The organism is Paraburkholderia sp. TE9906, from assembly GCF_056279605.1.
The window spans coordinates 230,502-255,005 of the sequence record NZ_JBWCCT010000009.1 but is presented as its reverse complement, the minus strand read 5'-3'; the positions used below and the strand labels follow the sequence as shown (position 1 = coordinate 255,005).

General features: G+C 56.7%; 21 protein-coding genes. 13 read left to right on the top strand and 8 right to left on the bottom strand.

The window, feature by feature from the left end:
* Together ACZ9H4_RS25120 and ACZ9H4_RS25115 are read left to right on the top strand one after the other, a co-directional pair.
* Window positions 1-1,221 carry an MFS transporter gene (locus ACZ9H4_RS25120; RefSeq protein WP_408325665.1) on the top strand — a complete coding sequence of 407 codons (1,221 nt, stop codon included), beginning with the start codon at window positions 1-3 and terminating at the stop codon, window positions 1,219-1,221.
* A 214-nt stretch (window positions 1,222-1,435) separates the two neighbouring features.
* Window positions 1,436-1,714, top strand: coding sequence for a DUF4148 domain-containing protein (locus ACZ9H4_RS25115; protein WP_408150183.1), 279 nt, complete (start codon window positions 1,436-1,438; stop codon window positions 1,712-1,714).
* A 100-nt stretch (window positions 1,715-1,814) separates the two neighbouring features.
* On the opposite strand, the gene ACZ9H4_RS25110 is transcribed toward ACZ9H4_RS25115, so the two are convergent.
* From ACZ9H4_RS25110 to ACZ9H4_RS25085, 6 genes are all read right to left on the bottom strand, one after another.
* The gene (locus tag ACZ9H4_RS25110) at window positions 1,815-2,081 is read right to left on the bottom strand and encodes a DUF4148 domain-containing protein (RefSeq protein WP_408150181.1); all 267 of its coding nucleotides are present in this window, start codon (window positions 2,079-2,081) and stop codon (window positions 1,815-1,817) included.
* Window positions 2,082-3,089: 1,008 nt separating this feature from the next.
* Window positions 3,090-3,677: a site-specific integrase gene (locus tag ACZ9H4_RS25105; RefSeq protein ID WP_408325390.1), complete on the bottom strand. Its 588-nt coding sequence runs from the start codon at window positions 3,675-3,677 to the stop codon at window positions 3,090-3,092.
* Between the two features lie 409 nt (window positions 3,678-4,086).
* Complete coding sequence (locus tag ACZ9H4_RS25100) at window positions 4,087-5,526, bottom strand: MFS transporter (protein WP_476121475.1); 1,440 nt, start codon at window positions 5,524-5,526, stop codon at window positions 4,087-4,089.
* A 414-nt stretch (window positions 5,527-5,940) separates the two neighbouring features.
* A complete protein-coding gene (locus ACZ9H4_RS25095) occupies window positions 5,941-6,102 on the bottom strand; it encodes a hypothetical protein (RefSeq protein ID WP_408325396.1) in 162 nt (53 codons plus the stop codon).
* Window positions 6,103-6,136: 34 nt separating this feature from the next.
* A complete protein-coding gene (locus ACZ9H4_RS25090; RefSeq protein WP_408325398.1) occupies window positions 6,137-7,480 on the bottom strand; it encodes an MmgE/PrpD family protein in 1,344 nt (447 codons plus the stop codon).
* Between the two features lie 12 nt (window positions 7,481-7,492).
* Entirely contained in the window at window positions 7,493-8,557 is a 1,065-nt protein-coding gene (locus ACZ9H4_RS25085) for a CapA family protein (RefSeq protein WP_408325400.1), read from the bottom strand.
* A gap of 291 nt (window positions 8,558-8,848) precedes the next feature.
* Between ACZ9H4_RS25085 and ACZ9H4_RS25080 the strand changes: the two genes are divergently transcribed.
* From ACZ9H4_RS25080 to ACZ9H4_RS25065, 4 genes are all read left to right on the top strand, one after another.
* Window positions 8,849-10,246, top strand: coding sequence for an MmgE/PrpD family protein (locus tag ACZ9H4_RS25080; RefSeq protein ID WP_408325403.1), 1,398 nt, complete (start codon window positions 8,849-8,851; stop codon window positions 10,244-10,246).
* A gap of 121 nt (window positions 10,247-10,367) precedes the next feature.
* A complete protein-coding gene (locus tag ACZ9H4_RS25075) occupies window positions 10,368-11,174 on the top strand; it encodes an alpha/beta fold hydrolase (RefSeq protein WP_408325405.1) in 807 nt (268 codons plus the stop codon).
* A gap of 455 nt (window positions 11,175-11,629) precedes the next feature.
* The gene (locus ACZ9H4_RS25070) at window positions 11,630-12,514 is read left to right on the top strand and encodes a substrate-binding domain-containing protein (protein ID WP_408149446.1); all 885 of its coding nucleotides are present in this window, start codon (window positions 11,630-11,632) and stop codon (window positions 12,512-12,514) included.
* A 356-nt stretch (window positions 12,515-12,870) separates the two neighbouring features.
* Window positions 12,871-13,776 carry a VOC family protein gene (locus ACZ9H4_RS25065; protein WP_408325408.1) on the top strand — a complete coding sequence of 302 codons (906 nt, stop codon included), beginning with the start codon at window positions 12,871-12,873 and terminating at the stop codon, window positions 13,774-13,776.
* A gap of 114 nt (window positions 13,777-13,890) precedes the next feature.
* On the opposite strand, the gene ACZ9H4_RS25060 is transcribed toward ACZ9H4_RS25065, so the two are convergent.
* Complete coding sequence (locus ACZ9H4_RS25060; protein WP_408156741.1) at window positions 13,891-14,856, bottom strand: LysR substrate-binding domain-containing protein; 966 nt, start codon at window positions 14,854-14,856, stop codon at window positions 13,891-13,893.
* A 389-nt stretch (window positions 14,857-15,245) separates the two neighbouring features.
* On the opposite strand from ACZ9H4_RS25060, the gene ACZ9H4_RS25055 reads away from it, so the two are divergent.
* The 7 genes from ACZ9H4_RS25055 (at window position 15,246) to ACZ9H4_RS25025 (ending at window position 23,258) form a co-directional block, all read left to right on the top strand.
* Entirely contained in the window at window positions 15,246-16,484 is a 1,239-nt protein-coding gene (locus ACZ9H4_RS25055; RefSeq protein WP_408149440.1) for an FAD-dependent monooxygenase, read from the top strand.
* 26 nt (window positions 16,485-16,510) lie between these two features.
* The gene (locus ACZ9H4_RS25050) at window positions 16,511-17,395 is read left to right on the top strand and encodes a fumarylacetoacetate hydrolase family protein (RefSeq protein ID WP_408149438.1); all 885 of its coding nucleotides are present in this window, start codon (window positions 16,511-16,513) and stop codon (window positions 17,393-17,395) included.
* Between the two features lie 23 nt (window positions 17,396-17,418).
* A complete protein-coding gene (locus ACZ9H4_RS25045) occupies window positions 17,419-18,219 on the top strand; it encodes an alpha/beta fold hydrolase (protein ID WP_408156735.1) in 801 nt (266 codons plus the stop codon).
* A gap of 29 nt (window positions 18,220-18,248) precedes the next feature.
* Complete coding sequence (locus ACZ9H4_RS25040) at window positions 18,249-19,685, top strand: class II aldolase/adducin family protein (RefSeq protein WP_408156733.1); 1,437 nt, start codon at window positions 18,249-18,251, stop codon at window positions 19,683-19,685.
* Between the two features lie 102 nt (window positions 19,686-19,787).
* Window positions 19,788-21,194: an MFS transporter gene (locus ACZ9H4_RS25035; RefSeq protein ID WP_408149433.1), complete on the top strand. Its 1,407-nt coding sequence runs from the start codon at window positions 19,788-19,790 to the stop codon at window positions 21,192-21,194.
* Between the two features lie 82 nt (window positions 21,195-21,276).
* Window positions 21,277-22,341: a porin gene (locus tag ACZ9H4_RS25030; protein ID WP_408325414.1), complete on the top strand. Its 1,065-nt coding sequence runs from the start codon at window positions 21,277-21,279 to the stop codon at window positions 22,339-22,341.
* Between the two features lie 77 nt (window positions 22,342-22,418).
* Window positions 22,419-23,258: a class II aldolase/adducin family protein gene (locus ACZ9H4_RS25025; protein ID WP_408325417.1), complete on the top strand. Its 840-nt coding sequence runs from the start codon at window positions 22,419-22,421 to the stop codon at window positions 23,256-23,258.
* 231 nt (window positions 23,259-23,489) lie between these two features.
* On the opposite strand, the gene ACZ9H4_RS25020 is transcribed toward ACZ9H4_RS25025, so the two are convergent.
* Window positions 23,490-24,332, bottom strand: coding sequence for a LysR substrate-binding domain-containing protein (locus tag ACZ9H4_RS25020; protein WP_408156730.1), 843 nt, complete (start codon window positions 24,330-24,332; stop codon window positions 23,490-23,492).
* Between the last annotated feature and the right edge of the window lie 172 nt (window positions 24,333-24,504).

Sequence of the window (24,504 nt, the reverse complement as noted above, 5' to 3'; positions counted from 1 at the left end):
ATGCAGACGGGCGCCGACGACGTGAGTTCCTTGCTGCGTCACGCGCCGCTCACGCGCTTTCTGATCGCGCGCATGGGTTCCATCACCGCTCAGCAGATGTTGATGCTGGCGATCAGCTGGCATATGTACGACCTGACATCGAGTGCGTGGGATCTCGGGCTGGTGGGACTTTTCCAGTTCGTGCCGGGCCTTGCGACGACGCTCATTGCGGGTCATTGCGCCGACCGGTTGCATCGCGGGCGAATGGTCGCTGCATGTCTTGCGCTACAGGCCTTAGCCGCGACACTGCTTTCGATCTCCACCGCCAGTCACAGCATCACGCGAGACGCGCTGCTTGCGCTTTCCCTTGCGCTCGGCGCGATCAGGCCGTTTCAGATGGCCGGCCAGCAGGCGCTCTTGCCGATGCTCGTTCCGCCGAAGCTTCTGGCACGTTCGATGGCGCTGAGCACGGTGGTTCAGCAGATATCCGTCATCGCCGGACCCGCCTTGGGCGGGATCTTGTTCGCTGTCAGCGTGGTCACGGTGTATCTGAGCAGCGCGGTGCTGTTCTGCATGAGCGCCGTGATGTACGCTTTGGTTCGGTATGACCACACGCCGCCGCCGCGTGAGCCCGTCACCGCCGATTCGATACTCGCGGGCTTGCGCTTCATCTGGAGCAATCCTCTGTTGCTTGGGGCCATCTCGCTCGATCTCTTCGCTGTCCTGTTCGGTGGCGCGACCGCGCTGCTGCCCGTCTATGCCAGGCAAGTCCTGCATGTCGGACCGCAAGGACTGGGATTGCTGCGCTCCGCACCGGCAGTGGGCGCGTTGTGCGTCGGGCTGTTCCTCGCCCGACGGGCCATCGTCAGCGGTGTTGGCAGGAAGCTTTTGATCGCGGTGGCGATATATGGCCTGTCCATTGTCGGGTTTGGACTTTCTCGATGGTTTCCGGTGTCGCTGTTCTTGCTGGCGATATCGGGGGGCGCGGACACGATCAGCGTGATCGTGCGGCAAACCCTGATTCAACTCGAAACGCCCGATCGCATGCGAGGACGCGTGGCGGCGGTGAATACGTTGTTCATCGGCGCGAGCAATCAACTCGGGGAATTCGAGTCCGGCGTCACCGCGACGGGTCTGGGCGTCATCGGCTCGGTCGTTGCCGGCGGTCTGGCGACGATCGTGGTCAGTCTTGCGTGGAGTCGCCTGTTCAAGCCGCTCGCAAGGCGCGATGCGCTGCACTGACCGCGTTACACACACTGAACCGTTTTCTAATTGTTCCGTTGGAGATCCGACGCAATTAACTTCTGGTGGTCTTGCCCCGATGGCTGCATTGCATGCAAAGCGCGTCTGATAGATTGGTAAATCCCCTAACTATCGAGTGCTGCTAGACTGTGATTCAAACTACGCGCAAGCCCGTGTCGTAGTGCAATCACGCAATGCTGGGGGAGGTGTTTCCATGAAATCGCTCGTCAGAGTAGTCGGAGCGCTGGCCCTTGCTGTGCCGGTCATCTCGTTCGCGCAAGGAACCCAGCAGACGCTCACCCGCGCGCAAGTCCGCGCGGAACTCGTGCGGGCTGAAAATGCTGGCTACGGCCCGACTGCCTGGGCGGATTTCCCGGATGGCGAGATCCAGGCTGCGGAGTTTCGGGTCGCGGCGCGTAGGGCGGCCGCGGACCCGACTGGCTATGGTGCACGCTGGAATAGAAGCGCTCAGTCCGGCGATATCGCCCGGTAATGCGTGACGGGGAAGGGTGACCGGCCTCGCGCGATGTGCTATGGACTGCGGGGCTTTCCGCCTGACCCGCTGTCAGCGACGGAGATTCCGCGTCGTTTGGTCATCTGCCCGACTGCTCGGTGCCATCGAAGTTGGGGCCGTAGGCGGCACTTGCATCGTTCTGGTGCCGCGTCAGAGTCGCTTCGGCGCGTCGCAGGCTACCGGGGCAATCGCCCGTGCAATTGCTGAGCGGGTTGTAGCCTGCATTTTCGAGCTGCATGAGTTCCTTGCGGACTTGTTCGCGTGTGAGAGGCTCAATCGAATGGGCGAAGGTGATCGCCGGAATCAGGAAGGCGACGATGCTAGCGGCTTTAACTATGAAATACATGGGCGACCCTTGTTGGCGTAAAGTGAGGCGCGCGTTCTCTGCGGCAATGCTTCATATTTCACACTAGGGTAACCACCTAGTCTATTGAATTTCGCGGCGCGCAGGTTGAGGGTTTGGTTAAGGGCACTTTGGTCGAAACTCATGCCATTTGAGATCGCGAATGTGCGTTTCCAGCAAATAGAACATCCGCTTCGTGCCCGCTCTTCAGGCGGAGAGCGCGCATGTGAGGATCGGCGAAGGCATTATCAGTTTGGAAGAGGACGTTCGAAGTGCACGGCAGTGAGCGTCAGCTTCGGGTCGAAAGTACGCATTCGTTGATGTCACAGCGGTCGTTTCGCGATGGCCGCTGTCGAACGACCGCTGTACTGCGGAAGGCGGGCATGCCAGCGTGAACATCCGAACGGCGGCAATGGCCGATCTTGAGACGCCTGGCGTGGAGGTTCTTGCTTGGGAACGGCCACAGACACCCATGGGGCCAGCCGCAACGATGGTTGACGACCTTTTGCGACGATGGAAGACTTATGGTTGAAAGTTGTCGATCTTGGAAGTTATTTCAGTAAAAAGCCCGGCGCCGCGGCCCATTTTTACCTCAGAATCCGGCCAAAGCGGAAGCTATTTGGTTACTTTTCCGGAAGCCAATCGAGTTCCTCCACACGACTGATTTCCTTCAAGCTGTTCTTGCCCCTACATTACCCCGCAGTACCCCGCAAGAATGACACGCTCACGCCACTATTGCGTCGCAGGCGATTCTGTCGCCGGCGTGGTCGGAGTTGAGAACATTGCGACTGCGCGACTGCCTGCACCGCGATCTGCTTCCGGCATCCACGAGTCTGATACGGATTCGATAACGGATTTTTGCCTTACGTGCTACAGACAGCCAACGTCCCAAACTTTTCGTGTGCCCAGCCCACCGCTCGTTGGTGCGCGCGTTGTGGAAAATGGCTTCATTGGCTTGCTAGGTGTGTCGCTTCTGTGCGGCTAGAGCCTCAAGCGCAGGACGCAGTAACTTTACTTCGCGCCGGCCAGCCGTCGTTTTTGTCGTTTCCGCTGCCCTTTGCTCTTTGCCTCGGCTGTCATCGCTTTCCAGACGCGTACGGTCCCGGCTTGCCAGTCGACGTCGCCCCAGTTGAGTGCAACGAGTTCGCTAGTGCGCAAGCCTGTCCAAAGTGCAAACTGTATGTAATTGCGCATTTGAGGTTCGGCGGCATAGATGAGAGTGGTTTGCTCTTCAGTAGAAAATGGATCGACGCGATCTTTAACAGCAAGTGCCTCCAGATCGAACGTGCTGACGCGGACTGAGATCTTTCGAGAGTATGTGTATGACGCCAGTGGATTGACATCAACCAGCTTTCTTTCTACCGCGATCGCGAGCGCTTGTCGCAGAACCGTTTGGATGCTCGCCAGGCGCTTATTCGACATAGGTCTCTTGCGGCCTACGTCGAGAGACCTAAGCCATGAAACGATACTTTCGCGGGTGCGTTCAATGAGCAAAAGGTTTGCAAGCTGCGGTAACAGTAAATTACGAACCGTGCGAGTCCACCCGGCCTCGGTGCTGGCTTTCAGTTCAAGTTTCTTTTCATCAAACCACGCTTCCAAAAAGTCGCCGGCTCGCAAGTGGGTCGACCGGTCAATCAGCTGAGGTAGGGGCTGTCGGATAGAAGCCGGCTCACTTCGCCCTGCAGACTTGGTCCGGCGCCCGGCCCATGAGCCATGGGCGGCCTCCAGGTTACACAAGCTTTGAGACGGCGAGGCACTAAATGCAGCTTTGGTAGTAGCAGCGAACGCAACTGGGGAGCTGCATCAAAATCTGCCGGCCGATAGACGCTCCGGGCGCCAACTCCACGCACCAGGGTAATCGGGAAACTCGCTGCAGGCAGCCTCCGGATGCGCAAATGCATCTGTAGATCACGTTATGGCTGTGTTAGCTTGACGAGTTCAAGCCATATACTTGGCTAAAAGGTCGCTATCCACGTCTTTCCGCTAACGTGAAAGTGCCTGCATATGATTATTCTTCGATCTGCGGCTCGTGCTTCGATTGCGCGAATTCTCTGCCCTTCCTGCGATCAAGGCGGCCAAAAGAAAACAACGCGACGAGCGTGAATGCGCCCATGATGAAGAAGGTAGGCGGGAAGTCGGCGGTCACCAGATTCTGCGGCGAGTGGCCGTGAAAACGTGCCGTGAACGTCATGCACAGTGACGCGAAGGCCACACCAAAACTCATCGACACTTGTTGCAGCATGGTCGAGAGCGCCGTGGCCTTGCCTGAGAAATGCTTGGGAACGTCCGTGAACGTCAGTGTATTTATCGAGATCATCGTCATGGACTGGAATATGCCGCTAAGGCAGAAGATGACGAACATGATCCAATGCGACGTCTGCTTGGTGAACAGACCGTAACCGGCGAACATGCCCGCCATCAGCACGGTTGAAGTTAGCATGATCGAGCGGAATCCAATCGCCTTGGCGGATCGTTCCATCACCATCCGGACCCCGAACAGCCCAGCCGAAAGCGCGGCACCCATCAGTCCCGACTCGACCGGTGACATTCCACATCCAATCTGCATCCACAACGGAATCAGAATCGGCGTAGATCCTACCGCGATTCGGACGGGCATACCGCCCAACGTCATCAGGGAAAACGTTTTGATCTTGAAGATTCCGAGCGGAATGATCGCGTTGGTTGCATCGCGGCGGTTGTGTATCACATAAGCCGCGAAGGAAAGAAAGCCCACGCCAATCATTGCCCATGTAACGGACACGGAAACGAAATTGCGACCGACTGTTTCGAGGCCGCATATGATTCCGGCCAAGGACAATCCCATCAGAAGGAATCCCGATATATCGAATTTTTCATCGACATCTTCCTTGATTGGCGGCACATATTTGAGCGACAGCAAAATACCCAGTAAGCCAAACGGGATGTTGAGATAGAAAATCCATCGCCAGGAGGTGAAGGTGGCGAGTATGCCGCCGATCAGTGGTCCGGAGACGCGGCCAGCGGCGCCGGGAATCGTGAACCAGGTCATGGCCGCTACCATTTGAGCCGGAGGGACACTTCGAAGGAGAATCAAACGGCCCACGGGCATCATCATGGCGCCACCCAGGCCTTGCAAGATCCGAAACGCGACGATCTGCTCGAGAGACGTTGCCAGTCCGCACAAGGCGCTGGCCAGAGAAAAGATGCCGATCGCCCAACAGAAGATACGCCGGGCGCCCCAGCGATCTGCCATCCACCCGCTGGCGGGCAAGAAAACGGTTAGGCTCAACAGGTAGGAGGTGACGGCCATGTTGAGGTGGAGAATCTCCGTACGTAGAGATATGGCCATCGAGGGAAGTGCTGTTCCTAGTACCGAGGTATCGACGGCCTGAAGGAACATAGGTACGGCGATGATCATCGGAATTAATTGAATTTTGCTCCGGACCGAACGTGACGTGACGGCATCCATATACGTCCTAGTAATTCATAACAATGAAAACTGCATGCGATGCGTGTCGCCCGATATGTGCATGGACGACGCGGGTCCGGTCGGCGTCTTCACGGCGGATCTCGTCGATCTTATGTTGCGGCTCCGGTGAAAGACTAATTAAAAAAGCCCAGGAAACTACGGGATTTTTTGATGTATTGATCCTGTTGCGACGTTGATGGGAGGCCCCTGAGTCTATGAAGGACCTATTCGCGGTCGCCGCGTGCGTTCTGGCGTCGTCTCCGAGCGTGATCTCGAATCGGCGGCTGGGTTCGGTTTCGAATGCATTGTCGCCACAGTCCGTTTCAACGAGCGTATTGCTGAAATTCGGCATCTCGTCGCCACGCCAACAGATGTGTGAGTCTGGACGAATCAGATAGAAGGTCGGTGGCCGCGTTACATCTTCGGCAGCCTGGAGGCGCGAAGCTGCTTTTCGACGATTAAAACATCGATGCGGTGTCGTCCCAGATCGATTGCCAGCGTCAGGCCATCGGCCCCGGCGTCAAACACGAGTACGCGCACATCAAGCTTCCTGTGTTGTTCGGAAATACTCGTCAATGAGATTTTTTGTTCCTTTGGGACGGGTGGTGACTCACGCAAACGGCAGGCGATCCTGTTTTTCCAGCGTAATAAGACGGTCTAAAAGAACATCCGAACGTCGCTCACCGAGTGAACGCGTCAGGCTCTTGAACTTGATCGAGACATCGTCGAGGGTAACCGGATTGGTCGGCATGCCCTTATATTCCTCGCAATCATTGACCAATACTGATCCATCGAGAAGACGGATCGTCACGCGAGTATGGCGAACCGATTTGGTCGGCATGGTCGTGACCCTGACCTTACGGGTCAGTGCACGGATTTCCGGATCACTAACGGATTCGCTGCTGAACGATCGCGGGTCGTTCGGGTCACGATACAGTGCCAACGCGACACAGAACGGCAGGCTGTACTGCCCCTGCATGATATCGAGCGGTTCCGTATTATCATGCCGGCCGATCAGGCGTTCATTGCCTTCAATAGTAATGTGATGAACCTCTTGCGGTTGGAATTTATCCCGTCTTTGAAGATCGTACGCCGATTGAGTCGCAGTCTGAGCATTCGCGTGGCACGCATATCGCTTCAGACCCGTACGCATTGTTTCCCAATCTTCGCCCAGATTAGCGGTCAATGAACAGACGTCTTGGGGAAGATTTCGGCAGTAGACGTCAAGGAATCCGAATGGTCCGTCAAGAATACTTTCGGGTCCCTCGAACGCGGAATCGGCCAGACGTGCGGCCAGGACGCCGGATTCAGCGGCACGACCAGGATGCAGACGTTTGACCATCGAACCGTGCCTGGCCTTGCTGAACGTCATTAGGCCGCAAGTCAGCGAACCCGCGAGGCCCAACGCGTTGGTGAGTCCTTCGGCATCAAGTCCCATCAACAGGCCGGCGGCAACCGCTGCACCGAAGGGACCGGTCATGCCAGGCGCGTGGAAACCGATCTTTTCGGGACTGTGATGGCTGGCCACGCCAATACGCGACGCGACTTCCGTACCTAGAATGAACGCCTTCAAGACCGAAAGACCATCTGCCTCACATTCTTCGCCCACGGCGAACGCTGCGGGCGCAATGGTAGCCCCTGCATGAACGCCGGCGCTCGGCTCGCGAATGCTATCCATCTCGAACGCGTGCGCCAGTGCCCCGTTGGCCAAAGCAGCCATGGGGGCGTGCACACGCATCGAGGCGTTGCCAAGCACCGTGCTCGTGCCGCCAACTCCATAGCGTGCAGCGTATGCCATCACGGCCTTGCTCCACGAGAATTCAGCCCCGTAAGTGGCGGCGGAGACGGTATCGATCAGGCAATATTTCGCGTAGGTCAATACATGGTCGGGAATCGGTCGATCGCGAAAATTGACAGCGAAAGACGCCAATGTCTGTGAAGCGGTGAGTGCCATTGTGATTTCAGGTCAGGATTCTTGGGTCAAGGGAGTAAGAACGACGTCCTGACCTTCTATTTCGAGTCCTGCGCCAAGCTTTGCGCTTCGGGCACGCAATTCTTCGAGCATCTCCGTTTCGGCCTTCGGATCGCACAGGTAGGTTTCGTTGTCGTCGTTATGACGAACAAACCGGAAACTCGTACGCGGATCGGCGTTTTTATCGACGGTGAAGTTGACCATCATGCCGACCCAATCGCCATGCTTCTTGCCGGCGTGGCCCGTGTGGAACGAAAAACTTCCCAGTCCGTAGAAAATTGGCCGTTCCTGGTAGATTTCCACTGGCAGCGAATAGTGAGGTCCGTGGCCGATAACGAGATCGGCACCCGCATCAATCGATGCATGAGCCAGTTCCGTCATGTACTCGAGGACTTCCTTGTCCAGACCCCAGTGCAGCGAGACGATCACAATATCGACTTGCTTGCGCAGTTTGGCGACTTGATCCTTGAGGATTCGCAGATATTTCGGATCGACCCACGTATGGATGAGCGGAGGCACGCCGGGGCGATTGGGCGTCGGTTGATCCGGTCCAAGACGATGGAAAGCGATCTGATAAGACGTATGGCCTTTCAGGACCGCGACACCCGGCGTCACCGCCGAGGCTTCGTGGTTCGTCGTCCAATAGACGGCAGTGCGTTGAATGACACCAATACGTTGACCGTTACGTTCGACGATCACGGGTGCGCATGCATCGTCTGCATTCCGGCCTGCGCCTGTACGAGGGATGCCGAGTTTTGCGAGGTTGTCGATCGAGGAGAGGATCGCTGAGGCGCCGTAATTGACGTTGTTCGCGATACCCACGGCCTGGACACCGCCTTCGCGCAGAGCGACACCGGTTGCCGGGTTTGCGAAGAAGCCTTCATTGGTGCGATTGAGATCGACGGACACGCCATGATCGGGTGCGTACAGACAGCATTCGAGATTGCTGAAAACGAAATCTGCTGCCTTGAGGTCGGCAGTGACCTGACGAAAGGGAACTGCGGGATCGGCGACATTCATGAGATTGATATCGCCAGTCAGTAGAATCTTTACGGTCATGTCGGGATATCCGATTCGTTGAGCTATTGGAAAAGTGCTCATCGAATGATGCTCTCTTGAGTCAGCCGATGTCGATTGATAATTAGCGAACCGCGGGTACACACATTGGTTAATCGGAGATGCGCGACTACGGGCCATCCGCAGGACGCCGGGTTATAAAACAGATTAACAGGATCATTTAGTGTGGGTACCGTAATACTCAATAGTATTGCGGAAGCTTTGCTGGCACGATCGCACCGTCTCTGTCTCAATAGACCCGTGCTCAAGACACTTCAAGGATTCGACAATAGAATGGCTGATACTACCCACGACAATCCGCAAACGCGCCGAATCGCAGAATTCGTCTCTTCGCTTCAGTATGAGCAGATTCCCGAGGAAGTGATCCGGCGAATCAAGCTCCTGATTCTGGACTCCGCTGGATGTGCGCTCTATGCGGCGTCGCTGCCGTGGAGCCGCATTCTTCAAGATAGTCTGGCGGCCGTCGATACGTCGAAGGGAAGTCGCGTATGGGGTACGAATCAGCGGCTGTCGGCCCCGCATGCTGTCCTCGTCAATGGTTCGCAAGTGCAAGGCTTCGAACTGGACGACGTGCATCGCCAAGGCGTGTTGCACGTGGGCGCCGTCGTTTTGCCAGCATTGATCGCTATCGCCGAAGGCAAGCCCGGCATCACCGGCCGTGGTTTCCTGGCTGCGGCTGTCGCCGGTTACGAAATCGGCCCGCGCGTTGGCATTTGTATGGGCCCGGAGCACATCGCCCAAGGCTGGCACTCGGGGGCGACAGTCGGCGTATTCTCGTCCGCTTCGGGCGCCGCCCGCGCGCTCGGCCTGAGCGCCGACCAGACCGTCCACGCACTCGGCATCGCCGGTACGCAGGCATCCGGTCTGATGGCGGCCCAGTATGGTGCGATGGTCAAGCGGATGCACGCCGGTCGTGCTTCACAAAGCGGTCTCTACGGCGCGCTGTTTGCAGCGAAGGGCTTTACCGGGATCATCAACGTTCTCGAAAGCGAATATGGCGGTTTCTGCACGACGCTCTCGCGCTCGACCGATCGTTTCGACAAGGGGCAACTGACCGCGGGCCTCGGCCAGGTGTGGCAAACGATGGGCATCGCACTGAAATTCTATTCGTGCGTGGCCAGCAATCACACGACGCTCGATGCAATCCGGCTAATGCAGGCGGAGCGTCCGTTTGGTGCAGGAGACGTCGAGAAGGTCATCGTGCACGGTTCGCAAGTGACGATGGATCACGTAGGCTGGAAATACGTGCCACAAGGCCTGACGTCGGCGCAGCTCAACCTGCCGTACTGCGTTGCGACGCTGCTGCTCGACGGCGACGTTTTCGTTGCGCAGTTCACCGAAGACATGGTGGCCGACCCCGATCGTATGCGTATTGCCGAAAAGGTCGAAGTGCGCCACGACGCGGAAATCACGGCGCGCGGTTCGAAGTCCCGTCATATGGTGCACGTCGAAGTGTTGCTCAAGGACGGCACGAGCCTCAAGCGCACGGTTGAAGCGGGCCGGGGTAACGAAAGGGATTTCGCGAGCGAAGAGGAAGTCGTCGCCAAGTTCATGAAGCTTTCGAAGCAGGCGATCCCCGAAGAGCAGGCAAAGCGTCTCGTCGACTTCATTTTGAACCTTGATCAACAGGCTAGCGTCGGCGAGCTGCCGGATCTGCTCGCCGCCAGGTAAGTGCCCTTGGCCTTCGGCCGCCTAAAGCCGGCTATATCATCTCTAGCTGGCTATTGCAGATTGAGAAATACACCGTCGGCGGAAGGCGCGCCGCTGACATTAGATCAAGGAGAAAATTGCAATGTTGCTCCCGCTTGTCGATCGCACGATCAGCTACGATTTCGTTGGCCCAAAAGACGGACAGGTCGTGATGTTCATGCATTCGCTGGCCGCGGACATGGGACTGTGGGCAGAACAGGTGCCGGCGTTGTTGGCCGCGGATTATCGGGTACTTCGTACGGATTTGCGGGGGCATGGTGGCAGTCGTGCAGCCGAAGGGCCCTATACCATGGACGCGCTGGCGGATGATGTGATCGCAGTCGCAGACGCATTGGGTGTCGAGCGGTTTCACTTCGTTGGCCTGTCAATCGGCGGCGCGATCGGCCAGTCGTTGGCGCTGCGCTATCCGAATCGTCTGTATTCGGCATTTCTCTGCGACACGCAAAGCGAAAGCTTCCCAAATGCGGCTACGCATTGGGGCAATCGAATCGAGAAGCTCAAGCAGGCCGGCAGCGTAGAGGGGCTCGCCAATGACACGATGGGCCGCTGGCTGACGGCGGAGTATCGTAACAAGCACCCGCTGCGCTGGAATCAGATTCGCGCGACCGTCGCGGGCTGCACCGTGGCGGGCTATATCGGTTGCGCGCAAGCGCTCGCAAATTTCAACTACACCGAGCGTCTCGGCGAAGTAAAGTTGCCAGTGCTCGTTGGTTGTGGCAGCGAAGATCCTAGCGCGACGCCTGAAGCAAGTCACAAGATCGCGGCACTGTTCGTGAACGGCCGTTTCGAAGAATTTAACGGTGCTAAGCACATTCCGAACGTCGAACAGGCCGATGCATTCAATCAAGTGCTTCTGAACTGGCTTGAGGATGTGCGGAACGCCGCTTAGCGGTCTAAGGGTGAGGTGCACACGTCAATGCGCTTCAGCCGTGTTGATCATTTTAAAGACGGGATAACTCGGGGTAAACCTCTGCGCATCGTCACTGAAGATGCGCAGAGGCTTCCACTTCCATGGCCGAAGCATCGATATATCGCCGGGCATCGTCAATAAAGTCCGGCTTCTGGATCAACTTCCCTTAGCACCCCCCCACGGCCTCCGGCGCAAATCGGATGGTCTCCGACCCGACATATGCGTGTCGGCCGGATAGGACTGCGCAGATGAATCAGCTCGTGCTGAACCATCGCATACATGGTTAACAGGTCCTCTAACCCTGGAAGCGGTATTACTCAATCAAGGGAGTCGTGTTTCGCGGCATCATGTTCGGCATGAAGAATCTCGTTCATGAAGTCATGGGGCGCGATCGACGGACGATCGTCAATGGGAATTGAAACCGGATATAGAGCATGCAATCAACACTACGCACAAATATGGCGGGCTATCCGAACACGCTCGCATTGAAGCAAGGGCGTGTGACTTCGGATATCGTCAATCTGGACTGCAGTACGGCTCCGCAAGCTGCACACAATGGGTTCAAACCGATGGTCCGCAATGGGGCCTTCGACGCTGGTGAGCTTGCGATCGTCACTTATCTTCAGGCGCGCGCCATTGGAAAGCCGTGGGTGATGCTGCCCATGCCGATTCTTGGGCGCCATCAACATCACTGTATCGGCTTCAACGGCGAATTCGGCCACTTGAATCCGAAGGATATCGAAGGCAAGAAGGTCGGCATCCGCAGCTACGCGCAAACAACCGGTCTCTGGGTGCGCGGCATTCTTCAGCACGAATACGGTGTCGATATCGACAAGGTGCAGTGGATGACCGTGGATGAAGGTCATTTTTCCGAGTATCAGGATCCGCCGAACAGCGAACGGTTGCCGGCTGGATCGTCGCTTCCTGAAATGATGCTCAAGGGCGAATTGGCCGCAGCAATCCTCGGTCAGGAAATGCCGAAGGATGATCGCATCAGTACGTTGATTCCCGATCCGCACGCCGCATCACGGCAATGGTGCAACCGCGAAGGGGTCATTCCGATCAATCACGTTTTTGTGGTCCATGAACGGGTTTCGAAGGAGCGGCCGGATATCGTCCGTGAGATCTACCGGATGCTGATGGAAAGCCGGGCACAGGCGCCGGCAGAAGCGCTTCAGACGCTTCCGGCGCCGGGACTGGAGGCCAATCGAAAGGGTCTGCAACTCGCAATCGATTGGGCGTTGGACCAGAAACTCATCAATCGCGGCCTGTCCGTCGATGAGCTATTCGACGAAACAACGGCGCTTGTTGATGCATAAGAGGGGTGCGGATTCTGAATAAGAACATCCCGTTGAAGATAGCGATCGCCGACTACCCGCATACGCTAGCAAATTGCGATGGTTCGATCCCTATCGAAGGCCTCGATGCCGAAATCGTCAGCGTCAAGCCGCAAATCCCTGACCGCTCTTAACACGCTCGAGCTTCGCGCCCGCTTAGGTGATCGCGCAAGCATTGCAAAGATTTTCTCAATGGTCGAGCGCCGTTGCAGTTGGCATACTTCTACTCGTAGATGGACAACTCGCGGCGTCAAGTGAAGCAGTGATGTGATGGGAGCGGCAGGATGGTGGCCGAAACACCGGGCCCGACTCTCGACTTTTACAATGGAGGTAAGACAATGCCAACGAAAACAGGCATCAGCGGTGTTCGTAGCGTGCACTTCGGATTGCCGAATCTCGAAGAAGCTGCACGCTTTTACGAACAGGATTGGGGTCTCAATGTGGTATCGGCCTCGCCCGATAGCGTTTATCTGCGAGGCACAGGGCGGGACATTTATACGCTTGCCCTGCATCGGTTTCGGGAGTCGCAACTGCTGCGCATCGATCTTTCGATCGAATCGAGGGAACAGGCTGATGCGCTCTTCGCATCACTCCGCGATGCGGGCGTGGAAACGACGGATACGGTCGGCCCTCTCGATGACATCGGCGGCGGCTATGGGTTTTCGTTCCGCGACCCGGACGAGGGCCGCGTTTTCCGGGTAGTGGCGGAACCGAAGCAACATGCTGACTGCGAGACCCAGGCCGATCGGCCGGGCAAGGTCTCGCACATTGTGTTGAATAGTCCCGATCGCGAAGCAAAATTCTTTGTTGAGAAGCTCGGCTTCCGCATGATCGACCAAAGCAAAACCATTACGTTTCTGAACTGCAATTCGGACCATCACAGCCTCGCGCTGTTCATTTCGGAGTCGAGCTCGTACAACCACCTGGCTTTCGAAATGCAGGATATCGATTCGGTGATGTCCGCCGCCGGAAGCATGACGGAAGCCGGTCACGCGATCGGCTGGGGCGTTGGTCGCCATGGTCCTTGCGACAACGTCTTCTGTTATTTCGTCGGGCCGGGCGGATTTATCGTCGAATACACGGCTGAAGTCGAGCAGGTTGATGAGAGCTACAAGTTCAAGGGTCCGGATGAGTGGGGTTTTCCGAAAGGGCGTCGCGATCAATGGGGCCTTGCACGACCGACGCCGGCGTTCCATGCCCCTGAAACGAGCGTGCCTTTCTCAACCATGCTGTTCTTAAAATAAAACTGGCTGAGCACCTGCTGCGTTCCAGCCGGTGCAATGATTACCCGGGGCCGGATCCAATGCGTGGTTCGGCCTGTTGAAGTTTCCGGAGACCGGCGTTCAACGCCGAGCCCCTTAAAAAACGGGATTAGCTTGCGATCGCGCCGTCTCACGTATCGCTTCGGCCGCGCCTTCAAGGCAGTCCATCATTAATTCTGTCGCCGCACTAAAAGGGCGATTCCGGTTCCACATGATGCCGGTCGCTCGCAACATCGGAGGAAGCGCCAAGGGCAGGACAGCGAGCGGCTGAAATTTGTCTCGCGCCGCTGTATTCGCTAGCACCGAAATCGCGTCGCTGCCATAGAGGTAGGAACGTGCGATTTGAACCGACATTGTTTCGATATAGTTCTTTGGGAATTCGAGTCCTTGCATCTCAAGGATGCGTTCAAAGGGTTCGCGAATTTGCGAGGCGGGGGAAGGCAATACCCACGGATACGTTTGTAAATCGGACCATTGAAGATGTTTGCGCTTTGCCAGCGGATGTTGAGGGCCTGTAACGAGAACAAGCCGTTCTTCCAGCAGGGCTTTTTCATCGAAGCCGCTTGACGGTGGAACGGCAGGCAAGCGCCCGACTATCAGATCGATTTTTCCCTCCCACAATTGTGGCAGCAGAAGCGGGCGAGTGCCTTCAATAACCTGGGCGTTCGTGTTCGGCGAGCGCTGCTTCAACAGGTGTAATGCCTTGGGGACAAGCACGGAACTCGATGCCGGGTACACGCCGATATTAATCTTCCCACCCGATCCGTTGTACAGCGAATTGAGTTCGTCGCGTACTTGCTGCACGTCGGTCAGTATGTTGCGTGCATGTCGAACGAGACACTCACCATACTCGGTTGCACGTATGCCTTGGGAGGTACGGACAAATAGCTCGAGACCCAATCCCCTTTCAAGCTCGGCTAGGGCTCTCGATACCGCCGGCAATGTCACATGCGTTGCCTCGGCGACTTTTTTCAAGCTTCCGAGATCGTCCAGCATGACTAATAACCGGAGATGGCGAGTTTTCAGATTGAGATGAAGATACCAGTCGAGCTGTGTCGGCATGATGGTTGACGAGATAGTTAATCGCGCTTGAGTCTACCTTGCGCCGCTCGAAGGTCGCAACATCAATAATTTCCAGTCCTGCGAAGGAATTACGAACAGGCTAGGGACTTGTACTTATATCGGGTATATCCGGATGTGAATCAACAGATAACGCCGTGGCGTCGATTTTCTCTCGGTTTGACGTCATGCGTATAGGGGAAAACGCAAGGAAAAATGGCGTTATAGCTACTTCGGACGAGGTGCGCGGGCCATTTTCCTTCAGTTCTTTATTTCTTATCTGAAAGCATCATCGAAGCTAATGTATTCGGCTGAATTGTTGAATTGTTGTGTCGTCGTTCGCGCCATATAGTCACTTCACATTCTTAACGACGTCTCTTGAAGGAAAAGCCATGGTAACGAAATGCCGAATCGCAATTGTCGGCGGTGGGCTCGCGGGAACAGCAACTGCAAATGCGCTGAAGACCTTCGGCGTCGATGCCGAGCTTTTCGAAGCAGCGCCCGCGTTGGGAGAAATCGGCGCAGCAGTGAGCTGCAGCCCGCAAGCGGTCAAGGCATTGTGGGGTCTAGGCGCCAGGGAAGCGGTGGATGCAGTGGGCCACCGTTCGCCGGGCGAGTACATGCTTCAGATGCAGACGGGCGAGTTCATTCAATCGCGTGACCGCTTCAAGCTCGCCGAAAAGTGGGGCGCGCCTTACTACTCATTTCACCGCGCCGATCTGCTCGACGCACTCGCATCGACCGTGGACAAGTCCCACATCCATCTCGGCCACCGTCTGGTGAGCGCTGACGTGCGTGAAGACTGCGTTGTACTCAAGTTCGAAAATGGCAACGTGGTCGAAGCGAACTATGTGATAGGTGCAGACGGCGTGAAGTCGGTTCTTCGCCAGACGCTCTATGGCGACGACAAGCCGACGTATACCGGCCAGATGGCATGGCGTGCGCTGCTCGACGCGAGCATCGTGCCGGAAGACATCCTGGCGCCGAACGGCCACATCGAATGGGTCGGCCCCGGTGCGCATATTCGCGCGTACTACATCCGCAACAAGACGATGGTCAATATCGTCACGCAGCAGGACACCGGCGACTGGGTTGAAGAAACGTGGAACGGCAAGGGCAATCCGGACGATATGCGTGCCAGCTTCCCGAATCCGGAGCCGCGCCTGAAGCGGTTGCTCGACCTCGTGACCGACTGCATGAAGTGGGGCCTTTTCGCACGCCCGATCAACGACAACTGGGGCTTCGGCCGTGTCCAACTGATCGGCGACGCCGCTCACGCCATGGTGCCGAACGCGGGCCAGGGTGCCTGCCAGGCATTCGAAGATGCCTACATTCTCGGCCGCTGGCTGTCGTCGGGTTGTTCGGTCGAGGAAGCATTCGAGAACTTCCGTCGCGTTCGCGTTCCACGTGTCCACGGCGTGCAGCGTTTCTCGCTGACCAACCTGCGATTCAAGCACATGAAGGACACGCAGGCGCAGAAGGCTCAAGTCGATCAGCACGGCTCCTCGCACCAATACGCCAAGAACGACTGGCTGTACGGCTTCGATCCGGTGACGCAATGGGATCAAACGCCGTACGTCAACGAGTCGTACGCCGATGGCCCGAATGCCGAGATCGAGTGGAAAGTCTGAGCCTAACCTGAACCTGACTACCAAATATGAAAATCTGCCGTTATAACGATGGCCAAGCAGGCCTGATCGAAGGCGACGTCGTTTATCCGCTGAGCAAAGCCCTCGCGATTGCGGGTGTTACGCGCCAAGGTGCATCGATGAGCGAGATCATCGATGCACTTGCGAACAATCCGGAAGCAGAGATTGCACTCGGCGTCGCGCGTCGAGGTGAATCCGTGCCGTTGTCGGCGGTGAAGCTGCTTGCGCCTACGGACAATCCGCCGGCGATCTGGGCGGCTGCAGCGAACTACCGTTCGCACCAAACTGAAATGACCGGCCGCGTGCAGGCCTATGACCGGTCGAAGCTGACGGCCGATGAATTGATGGCCGAAGCGTTTCTGAAGCCGACGTCGTCACTCGTCGGTCCTGGGGGCACGGTGGTCTTGCCGAAAGTCGCCAAACATGTCGATTACGAATGCGAGCTCGCTCTCGTCATCGGCCGCGATGCAAAGAATGTCAGTGCGGAACGCGCACTCGACTACGTGTATGCCTACACGATTTGCTGGGACATCAGCACGCGTGACCCGTGGGGTCATGGCGTTCACAACACGCGCAATATCCGCAAGGGATTCGATACGTTCTGCGGCCTCGGGCCGTGGTTCGTGACCACGGATGAAGTGGGCGAGCCGCAGGATCTGTTCATCGACGTGGATCAGAACGGCAAGCAGGTGATGCATGCGCACACGGCAGACATGATCAACGGTGTCCGCGATCTCATTCGCTTCCTGACCATGGACCGTACGCTGAAGGCAGGCACGGTGATCACGACCGGGACGTCCGCAGGCGTGTCGCAGCTATTCCACGGCGACAAGCTGAAGGGCACGATTTCCAAGGTCGGAACGATGGAACTCGACGTCGTCGACGCCAGCTAACACGCTCTTCAAGGTAAAACGCCATGCTACTTCGTTCGCGCGATCGCGTTACCAGTTATGACCTTGTCGGTCCGGAAGACGGACAGGTGGTCATGCTATGTCACCCGCTTGCGGCCGATATGGGGCTATGGGCAGAGCAAATCCCGGCATTGCTCGCCGCTGGTTATCGCGTATTGCGTACGGATCTCCGTGGTCACGGTGGTAGTTCTCCGACGCCGGCCCCGTATTCAATCGACTTGCTGGCGGATGACGTCGTTGAAGTTCTCGACGAAACTGGAATCGAGCGCATTCATTTCGTCGGGCTGTCGATCGGCGGGATGATTGGACAGTCGCTGGGCCTGCGACATGGAGATCGGTTGCATTCGCTGTTGCTCTCCGATACCCAGTCGCAGTCACCGGCGGATGCAGCCACGTTCTGGGACCCGATGATCGAGGCGATTAATGCGGCCGGCTCACTGGAGCCGATCGGCGACAAAACGATGGCGCGCTGGCTCACTGCCGGTTATCAGGCGGCTAAACCGCGCCGCTGGAAGCAGATTCGCGACACCGTGGCGTGCTGTACACCGATGGGCTATATCGGCTGTGTTCGTGCGATCGGCAATTTCAACTTCACCGACCGATTGCATACCGTGCAGACGCCGGTTCTCGTTGCATGCGGAACTCAAGACCCAAGGGCGACACCGGAAGAAAGTCGTTACATGGCGAGCCTGTTTCCCACGGGGTGTTATGTGGGTTTCGAGGGTGCCAGGCACATTCCTAACGTGGAGCAATCCGAAGCGTTCAATCAGGCGCTCCTCGCCTGGCTCGCACAGGTCAAGCAATAACACATCCCCCTAAACTAAGAGTGCTTCCCATGGACGAGTTGGTTGTGAAAGCCCTTAAAGCGTGGAGATTCCTGTATCGCCACGGTTTCATCGAAGGTTTCGGCCATATCAGCGTCCGGCTGCCGGGTAACCGTTTCATGGTCACAAGGCACTCGCTGGGACTCGAAGCCGGATCGGAAGATTTCGTGGTCATGGATCTGGATGGGAACAAGCTGGAAGGTGCCGGCGACCCTCCGCGCGAATATCCGATTCACCTCGAGATATACGCGGCCAGACCCGATGTGAATTCCGTCGTCCACTATCACGGCATGTACTCGACGGCCTTCACGACCAGTGGTCGTCAGTTGCGTCCGATTCACCTGATGGGCACGCTGTTTCATGAAGGCATTCCGACTTACGACGATCCGCGGCTGATCAACGATCGTGAACGCGGTGCGTACCTGGCGCAGACACTGGGCCGCAATCGGGCAGTCCTGATGTGTGCGCACGGTGCGACAGTGACGGGCGAGAGCATCGAGGAAATGGTGGTCGGCGCATTCCTCTTCGAGGAAAACGCCCAGCGCGCGACGATCAGCGCGACGCTTGGCGAGCCCGTTTGGATCAACGACGAGTTGGCGGCCAACGCTGGGAATGAATTGCTGAAATCACGCGGACCCTTCCGGCGAGTGTGGGCACTGGTTGAACAGGAGCACGAGGAATTCAGCGTGGAGAACCGGAGAGCGGAAGAGGCCGGCACGTTCCGTGTCATGACCTCGGGAATTTTCACTGCAGCCTATCAGGCTCTGGTTCCAAAGCTGGAAAAGCTCATCGGTAAAAAAGTCGTGACGCTGACGACGTCTATCGGAACAGGCGAGAAGTCGATTTCGAATCGTTTAAAGCGGTTCGAAGCCGTGGATCTCGTTATCGCCGCGGAATGCAATATGCGCGAGTTCGTCGACCAAGGTCTCATCCTTGAGGATAGCGCCCGACTGGTGGCCAAATCATCGCTCGCGTTGGCTGTGCGCGAAGGACGGCAGGCACCGGATGTCAGTACACCCGACGCTTTGAAGGAAACCTTTCTCGCGGCAGAAAAGATTGCCTACTCGGCGAGCGCCAGCGGCAAGTACCTGACAACGCAGCTTTATCAAAAGCTCGGTATTGCCGATGAATGTCTTCCGAAGAGCCTGTTCGTCGGCGACGGCGAGCGCACCGGTGCTGTCGTTGCCCGTGAAGAGGCTGATCTGGCATTCCAGCAGTTGAGCGAACTGCTACCGGTGCCAGGCATCGCCCACATCACGCCTATTCCGGAAGAGTTCCAGGTGTCGTTCCGCGTAGGTGTTGGGGTGCCGACATGGAGTCGAAATGCCCAACTTTCGCGCTCGGTAATTCGTTATATCGCGTCTGAGGAATCGAGGGACGCCATTGCGGAAAGTGGCCTCAAGTGCCTGATTGATGCATCAGATTGCGAATGGCTCGTTAGCAAATAGGGCCGAGCTGGTATTGGACGAAATGTGTTGCAAGAAAATAGGTGGGTCGAATTCGATCCATCACATCAAGGTCTACTAAGCATAGACCGCCAGGAGACATAGATGGCAAGTCTGTCGATAGAGAAGGACAAAAGCGTTACGCGGCTGACTGCGGCGACACGCATGAACTACGTGGAGTTCATCGATGAATCGCCGATGAACCCCGTGCTGTGGATTTTGCTCATCGGTTGTATGGTCGCGCAAATTCTGGATGGCTTCGAGAATCAAACGATCTCGTTTGCGCTTCCGCTGCTCTCCAAAGAGTTTGCCATCGATCATTTGCAGGCCGGCGTGATTGGCTCGGTGACGAATTTCGGGCTGTTTTGCGGCGCGCTGCTGGTCGCGCCGTGGGCGGACAAGATCGGCCGCAAACCGATCCTGCAATGGGCAATCTTTTTCTATGCGTTCGGTACTTTGCTCGCCGCACTTGCTCCGACGTATAACACGCTGCTTTGCGCCCGTTTTATCGCCGGCTTGGGCATGGCCGCCGAATTTCCGGCTGCGTTCGCACTGTTGTCTGAAATGGCACCGCGGCGGCTCCGCCATATTTTCGTTGGTTCCGGATCGATTGCGTATGCATCGGGCTGGACGGTGTGCGCGATCGTAGCGACACTGGTCATTCCGGCATTCGGTTGGCGTGCGCTTTTGTGGGTGGGTGTTCTGCCGGCATTGATGATCTTTTTCGTTCGTCGTTATATCCCGGAATCAGTGCGTTTTCTGCTCTCCCAAGGCCGCACGGAAGAGGCCGGTCTGATCGTTCGCCGACTTGCCGATTCATCGGGCTATCGCGAACTTGAACTCGTGCCGCCGCCTGCCGCGGCCAAGGCAGAAAAAGTTACCTGGCGAAGGCAATTTACGCTGCTGCGTCTTTCGGCCGTCACGATCGGGGCGCTCGCACTGTTCCAGCTTGCAAACAACGTGCAGGTGACCGGCGTTGGCCATTGGCTGCCGTCGATTTTCGTGAAGCAGGGTTTCACGCTGACCACGAGCTTCAGATTCACCATGATCGTGCTGGTCGCTACGCCGATCGGTCAAGTTCTCGGCATGTGGCTTCAGGACAGAATTCCGCGTAAGTGGGCAATCCTGTTGTTCTCGGCGCTGAGTGCAGTCTGCTTCGTTGGCTTTGGCCTGTCGTTCGAATATCGGGCACCAGTCCCGGTAATCCTCGGCTTTGACATCGGCTACTCGTTCTTCTCGGGCGCTGTGATGCCGGTCTTCTTTACGTTGAGCAATGAGTTGTACGACACGCGGATTCGCGCGCTCTCGGCTGCACTCATTCTCGCAGGCGCCCGTTGCGGTTCGATTACGGGGCCGCTCGTTCTGGGTTGGTTGCTGACGCTCGGAACGGAAATTCACCAGATCATCTACTACTTCTCGATGCCGCTGCTGGTTGCGGCAATCATCCTCCTGTTCGTGATCCGGGGTGATAGTCGCCAAAAGTCGCTCGATGATGTGCCCGTTGGACACTAAAAGAAAGGCGTTCAGGGAGGTCTTGCCGCGTCTGCGCAGCACTTTCCGGTTTTCCTTATAAACACAAGCTTGGAGACAAATAATGAATAAAGCCCTGATCGCCCTCTCGGCGGCGTCATTGGCGAGTACCGCTGCGATGGCCCAAAGCAGCGTGACGCTATATGGCATCGTGGATGCAGGTGTTCAATGGACGAATCACAACCTGACGAGTTCGGGCGGTGGTGCATCGACGTTCGCGGCGGAATCGGGCGGGGCTTCAACGTCGCGTTGGGGCATTATTGCTCGTGAGGACCTCGGCGGCGGTCTGGCGGCGGTTGTCAACCTCGAAAACGGATTCGACGCTACGAAAGGCACAGTCAACAACGGGGGGCGTCTTTTCGGTCGCTCTGCATTCGTCGGCCTGAAGTCCTCGACATACGGTCAATTGACATTCGGTCGTATCAAGACTGCGGTTTACGAATTCGGTGTTCTATATGACGCCGTGGGGCCTGCGACCTGGTCGGCTTCCGTTCTCGATTCGGCAATCGTAGGTCGTGCGGACAACTCGGTGAACTATGAGGGTAGCTTCGCAATTGGTGGCGGCAAGCTAGGAATCAAGAACCTGTACAGCTTCGGGTACGATTCGGTCGCGGGTGCGGGTCCAGTCGCTGGCGACTATAAGATCGGCAAGGAAGAAAGCCTGATGCTGACCTACGATTACGGCGCGGCGAACATCGGTCTGCTTTATGACGCACAGAACGGCAATACGGTGGCGGCACGGAACACACGAATCTCGCGTTATGGCGTGGGTGTCTCGTATGATTTCAAGCCGTTTCAACTCATCGCCGCATATCGTCTCTATACGCAGCGGGCGGCGGTCAATACTTCGGAAGCGCTCTACTGGCTGGCTACACGTTATCAGGCGACGCCATTCCTGAACATCAACGCGGCCGTTTATTACGTGGACGATCGCAACACGGGTCACGGGCAGCCGATTATGGTGTCTATCCTCGGAAGCTACCTGCTTTCCAAGCAAACGGACATCTATCTGAACGTGGCCATGGTCGCGAACAAGGCGAATAGCAGCCTCGGCCTTGCGGGGTACAACACCGTTACGGAGGGCGCATTGCAGACGGGTGCGATGATTGGTGTGAGACACCGCTTCTAATAGCGGGTAGCTCCGGTAACGCGTCCGGTCAGTAACGTCCGGACGTGTGAATCGAATTGCGGGTAAGGAGACGATAAATGGTTCGTGCGTTGAAATTCGCGTCAGTCATACTCTTCGGTATTGTCGGAGTCGCCTACGCACGGCAACCGGCTGATCCCGACGACGCTCTGAAGGAGCAGCTCGTTCAGGCGTACAAGGTACTAGTCCACGAGCATGTGCTCGACGGTTTCGGCCACGTCAGTGTGCGTTCAGCCAAAGACCCGAACATATTTCTAATGCCGCGTGCAATGCCGCCTTCGCTGGTCAGCAAGAACGATATTCTTGAAGTGCGCGTGTCTGACAGCCAGCCGGTCGATCCGCGTGGCCGCAAGCTCAATGGCGAGCGCTATATCCACGGCGAGATCTACAAGGCACACCCGAACGTGAACGCGGTGATTCACTCGCACTCGCAAGCGGTCATCCCGGTCAGTCTGACCGATATTCCGCTCAAGCCTGTGATCGCGCAAGCCGGCTTCTTGCCGCTGGAAACCAAAACGTTTGAAATTCGCGATGTCCGAGGCAAGGATGGCATGGGTATGCAAATCACGGACATGAAACGCGGTGCCGCACTAGCGAAAGCGCTCGGCAACGATCCCGTGATCTTGATGCGTGGTCACGGCGATACGATAGTGGGCCGCTCGATCGAGCAGGCCGTCGTGTTCGCAACCTACGTCGATGTCGATGCCCGCATGCAAACGCAAGCGATGCTTTTGTCGAAGAACATCGTCACGATGGACAAGGCGGAACTTTTCTCCGAAAAAGACTTCGATATCAACCGTCCGTGGCAGTACATGCTGTCCAAAACCATGACGCCCGGTGAAATCGCGAAGATCGATCATTCGCAATTCGGCCTCGAACAGACGCAGAAGAAGCAGTAATTTTCGAACACCTCTCCCACCGGAGCAGATACCGGTATGTCTTTGTTCGTGCACCAGGAATCCGATGCGTCGATCACCTTTATTGTGGTGTCCGCTGATTATGTCCTCCCGTCGAAAATGAAGATGCCGGCCGGGGCCGGAATATTTTCAGGCGGCTATGGAAGCGCGTCGCCTCGTTTTGCATGCCGACCGTGATTGTTATATCGGGTTCGGATGTTTCGACAAAGGAACCTAACTGAACATCTTTTCCAAAGAATCGAATAAGTGGCGGGCCAACGGATTGGGAGACGATCCGATATACATCTTGTAGGTAATGTCCGGTAATCGGGGAAGACCGTCGGCCTCGTCCAGGATCCGGAATTCAGGCCCCATGACTTCTTCCGAGCGTGCGGTCACGCCCATGCCGGCTAGCACAGCGGCGCGAATGCCAGGAAGACTAGGTGCGATGTATCTGATGCGGAAGTTAATGCCGGCGTCGTTAAGGTGATCGAGGGCTATCGTTCGGAGAAAACTCGGTTCGTCGGCGACGATGAGATCGAGAGGTTGAGTTCTGTCGAAGTGGTAACTATCGGAGCAAAACCAGACCATACGAGAGGTTCGCAAAATGATACGACGATACTCCGGGTGCTCCTTCGCCGAAATCGTCATGTTGATTTCGCCGCGTTTCATCGCTTGCATCAGAAATGCCGTCCGACGTACATCGATGGAAATTCGGATGTTGGGGAGAGTTTTGGAAAAGCGTTGTAACAAGTCGGGAAGGATCGAATCGGCGACGTCGGCGGGCGCGCCCAATCGAACCTCACCGGTAAGTGTCGATCCTGCGATGGCTGAGCACGCTTCATCGTTCAGTGCTAGCAGACGACGAGAGTATTCGAGCAGCTTTAAACCATCTTCCGTCAGTGTTTTCTTGCGTCCTGATTTATGGAACAAGGTTTTGTCAAGTTGCACTTCCAGTCGTTGCATCTGCTGCGTGACGGCTGACTGGGTCCTGTGTACCGATTCGGCGCCCGCGGCGAAAGAGTCCTGTTCAACGATGGCGACAAACGTCCGTAACAGCTCCAGATCTAGATTCATGACGCTCATTTTTTTGATCTCATAGCCTACCAGATAAAAGGGCTGGGCCCTCAGAGGCCGCAGGCATCGCCGGGAAATTGTAAACGAAGAATTTAAAAATACCTAACAGCGAAGCGCAGGGATGGCTGGAAATTAAATGAAATTGGGATTTTTTGCGCGCAAACTAATTACA

Coding starts and splice junctions, on each gene's coding strand:
- ACZ9H4_RS25120 (WP_408325665.1), top strand. CDS start 1: ATGCAGACGGGCGCCGACGACGTGAGTTCCTTGCTGCGTCACGCGCCG.
- ACZ9H4_RS25115 (WP_408150183.1), top strand. CDS start 1,436: ATGAAATCGCTCGTCAGAGTAGTCGGAGCGCTGGCCCTTGCTGTGCCG.
- ACZ9H4_RS25110 (WP_408150181.1), bottom strand. CDS start 2,081: ATGTATTTCATAGTTAAAGCCGCTAGCATCGTCGCCTTCCTGATTCCG.
- ACZ9H4_RS25100 (WP_476121475.1), bottom strand. CDS start 5,526: ATGGATGCCGTCACGTCACGTTCGGTCCGGAGCAAAATTCAATTAATT.
- ACZ9H4_RS25090 (WP_408325398.1), bottom strand. CDS start 7,480: ATGGCACTCACCGCTTCACAGACATTGGCGTCTTTCGCTGTCAATTTT.
- ACZ9H4_RS25085 (WP_408325400.1), bottom strand. CDS start 8,557: ATGACCGTAAAGATTCTACTGACTGGCGATATCAATCTCATGAATGTC.
- ACZ9H4_RS25080 (WP_408325403.1), top strand. CDS start 8,849: ATGGCTGATACTACCCACGACAATCCGCAAACGCGCCGAATCGCAGAA.
- ACZ9H4_RS25075 (WP_408325405.1), top strand. CDS start 10,368: ATGTTGCTCCCGCTTGTCGATCGCACGATCAGCTACGATTTCGTTGGC.
- ACZ9H4_RS25070 (WP_408149446.1), top strand. CDS start 11,630: ATGCAATCAACACTACGCACAAATATGGCGGGCTATCCGAACACGCTC.
- ACZ9H4_RS25065 (WP_408325408.1), top strand. CDS start 12,871: ATGCCAACGAAAACAGGCATCAGCGGTGTTCGTAGCGTGCACTTCGGA.
- ACZ9H4_RS25060 (WP_408156741.1), bottom strand. CDS start 14,856: ATGCCGACACAGCTCGACTGGTATCTTCATCTCAATCTGAAAACTCGC.
- ACZ9H4_RS25055 (WP_408149440.1), top strand. CDS start 15,246: ATGGTAACGAAATGCCGAATCGCAATTGTCGGCGGTGGGCTCGCGGGA.
- ACZ9H4_RS25050 (WP_408149438.1), top strand. CDS start 16,511: ATGAAAATCTGCCGTTATAACGATGGCCAAGCAGGCCTGATCGAAGGC.
- ACZ9H4_RS25045 (WP_408156735.1), top strand. CDS start 17,419: ATGCTACTTCGTTCGCGCGATCGCGTTACCAGTTATGACCTTGTCGGT.
- ACZ9H4_RS25040 (WP_408156733.1), top strand. CDS start 18,249: ATGGACGAGTTGGTTGTGAAAGCCCTTAAAGCGTGGAGATTCCTGTAT.
- ACZ9H4_RS25035 (WP_408149433.1), top strand. CDS start 19,788: ATGGCAAGTCTGTCGATAGAGAAGGACAAAAGCGTTACGCGGCTGACT.
- ACZ9H4_RS25030 (WP_408325414.1), top strand. CDS start 21,277: ATGAATAAAGCCCTGATCGCCCTCTCGGCGGCGTCATTGGCGAGTACC.
- ACZ9H4_RS25025 (WP_408325417.1), top strand. CDS start 22,419: ATGGTTCGTGCGTTGAAATTCGCGTCAGTCATACTCTTCGGTATTGTC.
- ACZ9H4_RS25020 (WP_408156730.1), bottom strand. CDS start 24,332: ATGAATCTAGATCTGGAGCTGTTACGGACGTTTGTCGCCATCGTTGAA.